Genomic DNA, 7,564 nt, shown 5'->3' with positions numbered 1-7,564 from the left:
TCAGTGCCTACTCTAGAAAGGAGGTGATCCAGCCGCACCTTCCGATACGGCTACCTTGTTACGACTTCACCCCAGTCACGAATCCTACCGTGGTAAGCGCCCTCCTTGCGGTTAAGCTACCTACTTCTGGTAAAACCCGCTCCCATGGTGTGACGGGCGGTGTGTACAAGACCCGGGAACGTATTCACCGCGACATGCTGATCCGCGATTACTAGCGATTCCAACTTCATGCAGTCGAGTTGCAGACTACAATCCGGACTACGATACACTTTCTGGGATTAGCTCCCCCTCGCGGGTTGGCGGCCCTCTGTATGTACCATTGTATGACGTGTGAAGCCCTACCCATAAGGGCCATGAGGACTTGACGTCATCCCCACCTTCCTCCGGTTTGTCACCGGCAGTCTCATTAGAGTGCTCTTTCGTAGCAACTAATGACAAGGGTTGCGCTCGTTGCGGGACTTAACCCAACATCTCACGACACGAGCTGACGACAGCCATGCAGCACCTGTGTTCAGGTTCCCTTTCGGGCACTCCCGGATCTCTCCAGGATTCCTGACATGTCAAGGGTAGGTAAGGTTTTTCGCGTTGCATCGAATTAATCCACATCATCCACCGCTTGTGCGGGTCCCCGTCAATTCCTTTGAGTTTTAATCTTGCGACCGTACTCCCCAGGCGGTCTACTTCACGCGTTAGCTGCGTTACTAAGTCAATTAAGACCCAACAACTAGTAGACATCGTTTAGGGCGTGGACTACCAGGGTATCTAATCCTGTTTGCTCCCCACGCTTTCGTGCATGAGCGTCAGTCTTGACCCAGGGGGCTGCCTTCGCCATCGGTGTTCCTCCACATCTCTACGCATTTCACTGCTACACGTGGAATTCTACCCCCCTCTGCCAAACTCTAGCCTTGCAGTCTCCATTGCCATTCCCAGGTTAAGCCCGGGGATTTCACAACAGACTTACAAAACCGCCTGCGCACGCTTTACGCCCAGTAATTCCGATTAACGCTTGCACCCTACGTATTACCGCGGCTGCTGGCACGTAGTTAGCCGGTGCTTATTCTTCAGGTACCGTCATGAGCCGTGGATATTAGCCACGACCTTTTCTTCCCTGACAAAAGAGCTTTACAACCCGAAGGCCTTCTTCACTCACGCGGCATTGCTGGATCAGGGTTGCCCCCATTGTCCAAAATTCCCCACTGCTGCCTCCCGTAGGAGTCTGGACCGTGTCTCAGTTCCAGTGTGGCTGGTCGTCCTCTCAGACCAGCTACTGATCGTCGCCTTGGTGAGCCTTTACCTCACCAACTAGCTAATCAGATATCGGCCGCTCCAGGAGCACAAGGCCTTGCGGTCCCCTGCTTTCATCCGTAGATCGTATGCGGTATTAGCGTAACTTTCGCTACGTTATCCCCCACTCTTGGGCACGTTCCGATATATTACTCACCCGTTCGCCACTCGTCAGCGGAGCAAGCTCCCTGTTACCGTTCGACTTGCATGTGTAAAGCATGCCGCCAGCGTTCAATCTGAGCCAGGATCAAACTCTTCAGTTCAATCTCTGTTGTCCGACATTGCTGTCGGGGTCACTCACTCAAGATACTGACGAATCATCCGAAGATGATTACGTTTATTTCTTGTGTAAGCGTTTGATGCTATATATTTTGAGCTTCCGGACCGAAGTCCGGGGCACATCACATCAAACGCCCACACTTATCGACTGTTGATTGTTAAAGAATTCTGCCCTGAAGGCTTGCTGCGGACCCGTGAACTTTCGTTCGATCCGGCGACAAATCGTTGTGTTTGTCAGCAGCAGAGAGGCAAGATTATCGAGTATTTCGTGCGATTCGTCAAGCTTCTTTTTCTTCCACTTCGCTTTCACTTGCGTTACAGCGTTGCGGCAGGGACAGAACTATAGCAAGCGACGCGGACCTCTGCAAGATCTATTTTTCCGATACCGTGGTTTGCTGCCGGTGTCCGTCCGCCGCGATCTGCTCCCGTGTGAACGGAAGCGTTACAAGCTGCTTCGACACATACAGCGGCAACTGGTCCGCGTAGTATGGCGATGCCGGGTCGGTCGACTGTCCATACGCCAGCAATCCGCGCGCGACAGGGCCATGGTCGTCGAAGCTGACGAGCTGCACGTAGCTGGTGCCCCACGCGACGCCGCCATATCCCTGGGCCGTCAGTTGCGACGTCGTGTGCAGGGCGTTTGAGACCCCGTCCACGTCGCCGATGCCGCCATGGATCGGATATCGAACTCCTTTGCGTACTTCCGCCTGATACTCCCCCAGTGGAGCATCGAGCGGCACGCCGAGCGCGCTCAACTGAAGTGCGGCCGCTCGCAATACGGCAAGCATGGGCGCCGCCGCAACAGCCGCAACGCCCCGCGGCGTGTGCACCGGGTCCGAGGGGTCGAACGGCACTGCCCACATGTCGGGCAGGGCCGACGCCTGAATCCAGAATTCGCGGAACAGGATCGCGCCCCTGCTGTCGACATTGACTTTGCGATCCCAGTTCTCCAGCGCGGCGCATGCGGCGGCCAGCGTTTGATCCGCCGTGCCGCGGCAAGCGGCCAGCAGGTCGGGAAGTACCAGTTCGGCAGCATGAACGCGGTTTGCAAACAGCAGCGTCTCAAGGTCATCGGTGTTCAATCGGCCGCGTTCGGCCAGCCGCTCTTCCAGCTGGACAAACCCCAGCCGGGTGCGCAGGTGCTGCGGCACGCCGACCGGTCCATACAGCGGCGAGTAAGCTGTTTCCGGCCCGGTCAGCAACTGCCGGCTGTTGGTGAGCCAGTAACTGTCGTTTGAATTCGCCACATAATCGCGGCGCGCCATAAACGGGGCATGGGCACTGCCGAAGACACCCGGCGGCGCATCGCTGTCCTGGCCCCAGTGGCAAACGCTGCGGGAGCCGTCGAACATCAGTAATGGCGGGAACAGCAGACAGGCGGATGCGAACTTTTCCGGCAGGACATGCGGCACGACACTGTAATCCGCGTACAAAGCGTTGCCATGCCGATCCGCGGCAATGGTATTCACCCAAGGCAACCCCATGCGCCCCAGGGCCGCCTGCAACGTGGCGGTGCTCTCCGCCTTGCCCATCGCGATCCATTGCTCGACTGGCCGCGTGTTATGGCGATTGGGATCGCCGAGCACGAGGATCCCGTCGCCCCCCAGAGGCACGCCCGGGGCCGCCATTTCGATACCCAGCAGCGTCTCGCGGAATACCTTGCGCTTCGTGCGCAGCGTACCGTCGGCCTGCAGTAACTGCACTTCCACCACCCGTTCCGCGATTTTCCGCGGCATGCCATCCACCAGGTAAGTCATGCCGGAAGGATCGCTTCTGTCCAGCTGTAGACGGAACGTGGTGAAGTGGGCCGCTTTCGTTACCGTGTGGGTCCACGCCACATTCTTGTTGAAGCCGATGACGACGATCGGAACCCCGCCCAGGCTCACGCCCATGACGTCGTAGACGCCAGGTACGGTCAGGTGCAGCTGATAAAAGCGGTCCGTGTTGAACCACGGATAATGTGGGTTGGCCAGTAATACTCCCCTGCCGTTTGCGCTGGCATCGGCGCCAAGCGCGATGGCATTGCTGCCGAGTCCATCGTTCGTCCACGCCGGCACGGGGAGGTCGCCGCCGGACGGCCCGCGCTGCTCGTCGCGGGCTGCGGCAAGGATTTCGGTGGCAAACAACTGTCCGGAGGCGTGCAGCGCTTTTTCCCCGATCATCAGGTAGACATCGTCCACGGTGATCGGCTTTACCCAGGCGGCACCGCGGCAGGCGGCAGGCAGCTTGCTGGCGTGCTCCCTCAGGTAGCGGTTGTAACCGGCCGCATAGCCCGACAGTAGCGCCGCGGCTTCCCTGCTGCCCCCTTCGTAACCGGCACGCAGCCGTGCCGGATCGAGATACGCCTTGAAGAAGAAGTCGCTGTCTTCGTTGCGCAGGTTGAAGTTGTGCAGGTTGAGATAGTCGACGACCACGCTGTACTCGCCGTCCGCGCCCGCGGTAGGCATTGCTTCGCCGCCAAAGTAGCGGGATCGCTCGCCGCGCGCGGTCAGCAGACTGTCGGCCAGCATGCAGACATTATCTTGCGCATAGGCATACGCCAAGCCGAAGCCGATGCCGGCGAAGTCGTTCGCGCGGATGTGCACGACTCCGTACGAGGTGCGCGTCAGTTCGGCCGACAGGCCGGCGGGCGACGGGGGCTTCGGTACTCCGTCGTTGTCACCGCCATTGCACGCGGCAAGACAACCAAGCAGACAAAACAATAACGCGACGGTTGGTATCCGCATGATAGCCCCTTGAGATCCAATCCATCATGGGGGCACGGCCTGCGGCGAGTTTGATAAGCATCAATCGCGCGCAAGTGACTGGTGGCTTGACCGTCACTTGCGCGCGCACTGGTGATGGCGGACTCAGCGCTCCGTCAGCACCTGCGAACGAACGCGTTCCGCCCTGATCTGCGCTTCCGTGAACGGCAGCGTCGGCAAGCGCTTTTGCGTGAACAGCGGCAGCTGGTCCGCATAGTTCGACGATTGCGGGTTGACCGACTGGCCGTAGACAAGCAGCCCTTTCGCCACCGGCCCGGAGTTCTCGAAGGCCACCAGGTGGATATAGCTGGTGCCCCATGCGACATCCCGGTAGCCCTGAGAAGTCAGGCCGCCACGCATCTGCAGCGTGCTGTACGTTCCATCGTCGTCGCCCTGGCCGCCGTGCAGCGCATGGCGCCTGTTGTTGCGCGTTTCGGTCTGGTAGTCGCCCAGGCGGCCATACAGCGGCACGCCCACCGCTTGCATCTTCGCGCTGGCGGTACGCAGCGCCGCCAGCAGCGCCGGTTCCGCAGCTGCCGCGACGCCGCGCGGCGTATTGACCGGATCGGCCGGGTCGAACGGGATTGACCACAGATTCGGCGTGGCACGGGCGATGTTCCAGAATTCGCGGAACAGCACTGCGCCACGGCTGTCGACATTGGCCTTCCTGTCCCATCCCCCCAGGGTCGCGCAGGGAGCCAGCAAGCGAATATCGAGCGCTTTCACGCATGCTTTCAGGAGCGACGGCATCACCAGATCCGCAGCGTAGACGCGGTTATCGAACATCAGCGCCTGCACGTCGTCCATGCGGAGGAACTGTTGTTCGTCCAGCATTTTCTCGACTTGCTTGAAGCCGATGCGGGTGCGCAGCGATTGCGGCGCGCCGGCCTGTCCATACAGCGGCGAATAGCCGAACGGCGCCGGGCCGGTCAACGGTTCCTTTGCATTGGAGAGCCAATACGAATCGTTCGAGTTGCCGACGTAGTCCTGGCGCACGGTAGCCGGCGCGTTGGCTTCGCCGAAGATGCCTTCCGGCGCGTCGGCATCCTGGCCCCAGCCGCATTCGCTGCGCGTGCCGTCGAACGCCAGCAGATCCGGGACGAGCAGGCAGTCGGACAGGAATTTGTCTGTCGTCATGTGCGGCACGACGCTGCCGTCGCTGTACAGCACATTGCCGCGGCGGTCGGCGGCGACCGTGTTCACCCAGGGCAGCCCCTTCACCGCATGAATCGCGCTTTGCAGCTGGTTGACGTCATCGGCCTGGCCCATCTTCAGCCACTGCTCCGCGAGACGGGTGTTGGGGCGATTGGCATCGGCCAGCACGAACGCGCTCTCCGGAGTCCAGCCGATGCCCGCCTGCGGCAGGACGATCACCGCGCCCTGGTGGCTGAAATAGAAACTGCGCTTCTTCGCCACCACGGAACCATCGGCCTGCAACACGTCGACGGCCACCGTCCGCTCCGTCATCTTGCGGGGCGCACCGTCATAGAAATAAGTCGTGCCAGTCGGGTCGGACGGATCGAGCGCCAGGCGGAACGTGGTGAAATGCTTTGCGGCGGTGACGGTATGCGACCAGGCGACGTTACGGTTGAAACCGATGGCCACGACCGGCAGGCCGCCGAGACTGACGCCCATTGCATCGTAACGGCCTGGAATGGTGAGGTGGACCTGGTAGAAACGGTCTGTGCTGGACCATGGATAATGCGGATTGCCGAGCAGGATGCCCTTGCCGTTCGCGCTGGCGTCGCTACCGATCGCCAGCGCATTGCTGCCAACACCGGCCGGGATGCCGGTCGGCATCGGCGTTATAGCCTTCGGCATGCTCTTCGCCAGGCTGACCGGCTCTTCCGGATCTCGCGACGCGCCCACGATCGCGGCGGCGAACGCTTCACCGCTGGCATGCAGTGCTTTCTCGGCAATTATCAGGTAAACGTCGTCGACCGTGATCGGCTTTACCCAGGCGGCGCCCTTGCACGCATTCGGCAGGCTGCTCCGCTTATCCTTCAGATAACGGTTATATCCGTCCGCGAAACCGCCCAGCAATTCACGGACATCCGCCGAACCGGCTGCGTAGCCGGCGCGCAACTGGTCGAGGTCGAGATACCCTTTAAAGAAAAAATCGCTTTGTTCATTCGGCAGATTGAAAAACAGATCCAGCCCGGCGCCATATTCGCCATTTTTCGGCTGTGTGGCGGGTGCTGTACCGCCGAAGTAACGGGACCGTTCTCCACGCACCGTCAGGATGGTATCGGCCAGCATGCAGATATTATCTTCGGCATAGGCGTAGGCAGCACCATAGCCCAAGCTGCGGTAGTCGGTTGCCTTGACGTGCACGACGCCGCGCGCAGTGCGCGTAACCTCGGTACGGATAGCTGCCGCCGCATAGTCGGTAACAACCAGCGCAGTCAGCAGCGAGAGTGTAGTGAGCTTCATCGAACCTCCGGATATCGTTATTAGAACTTTGTATTGCGAGGATATCAGCGTGTTACCCTGACCACATGAGGTGGCTTGCAAATAAATATTTTTCGCACAACTCCAAGGGCGTGCGATTTTATATGCTCTAATTGTCGATCCGCCTGTGATATTTGAATATTCGACTAGCCGTTTCACCAAAGAAACTGGATTAGTTACTGATGGGTAATAACCAGATAATATGAGAAATATTCATTGCGCAGGCGTGCATCATTCACGATTTTGTCGAACCGCGCGCAGCGGCATGAGCTGCTGCCCGGCCTGCAGAGCGGCAGGCATGCTTTTCAAAGCAAAAAAACCCACCAGCCTGCGCTAGCGGGGTTTTTCTATATGTCGGGCAGTACCCGGCGGAGCACTAAAACCACAGGCCTGGAGCCAAGTCCGCAGCGTACTGCAAAGCATGCGTTCAAATGCGAAAAACCCCCGCCAGAGCGACGTCGGGCAGTGCCCGGCGGAGCACTAAAACCCGGGACCGAGCTCCAAGTCCGAGACGTAATGCAAATATGAAGCACAAATGAAAAAAGCCCACCAGAGTGACGTCGGGCAGTGCCCGGCGGAGCACTAAAACCCGGGACCGAGCTCCAAGTCCGAGCGTAATGCAAAATGTGAAGCACAAATGAAAAAAGCCCACCAGATCACTGGTGGGCTTTTCTCGGTATAACAGCCTGACGATAACCTACTTTCACACTGGTTGCAGCACTATCATCGGCGCAAAGTCGTTTCACGGTCCTGTTCGGGATGGGAAGGGGTGGGACCGACTTGCTATGGTCATCAGGCATGACTTG

2 protein-coding genes and 2 rRNA genes are annotated in these 7,564 nt (G+C 59.3%); all 4 read right to left on the bottom strand.

The annotated features are described in order from the left end of the window. Window positions 1-16 precede the first annotated feature (16 nt). Window positions 17-1,547: ribosomal RNA gene (locus ACY34H_RS29960) — 16S ribosomal RNA — on the bottom strand. Between the two features lie 387 nt (window positions 1,548-1,934). Beyond that, entirely contained in the window at window positions 1,935-4,289 is a 2,355-nt protein-coding gene (locus ACY34H_RS29955; RefSeq protein ID WP_464981044.1) for a penicillin acylase family protein, read from the bottom strand. 123 nt (window positions 4,290-4,412) lie between these two features. Continuing rightward, on the bottom strand, window positions 4,413-6,821 hold the full coding sequence (locus tag ACY34H_RS29950; protein ID WP_464981043.1) for a penicillin acylase family protein: 2,409 nt from the start codon (window positions 6,819-6,821) through the stop codon (window positions 4,413-4,415). 621 nt (window positions 6,822-7,442) lie between these two features. Then, a 5S ribosomal RNA gene (gene rrf, locus ACY34H_RS29945) occupies window positions 7,443-7,555 on the bottom strand. Between the last annotated feature and the right edge of the window lie 9 nt (window positions 7,556-7,564).

This window comes from Pseudoduganella sp. jia 9 (assembly GCF_055502615.1).
Note: the sequence above shows the minus strand (reverse complement) of the source record. Positions and strands in the feature narration are given on the sequence as shown.

Coding starts and splice junctions, on each gene's coding strand:
- ACY34H_RS29955 (WP_464981044.1), bottom strand. CDS start 4,289: ATGCGGATACCAACCGTCGCGTTATTGTTTTGTCTGCTTGGTTGTCTT.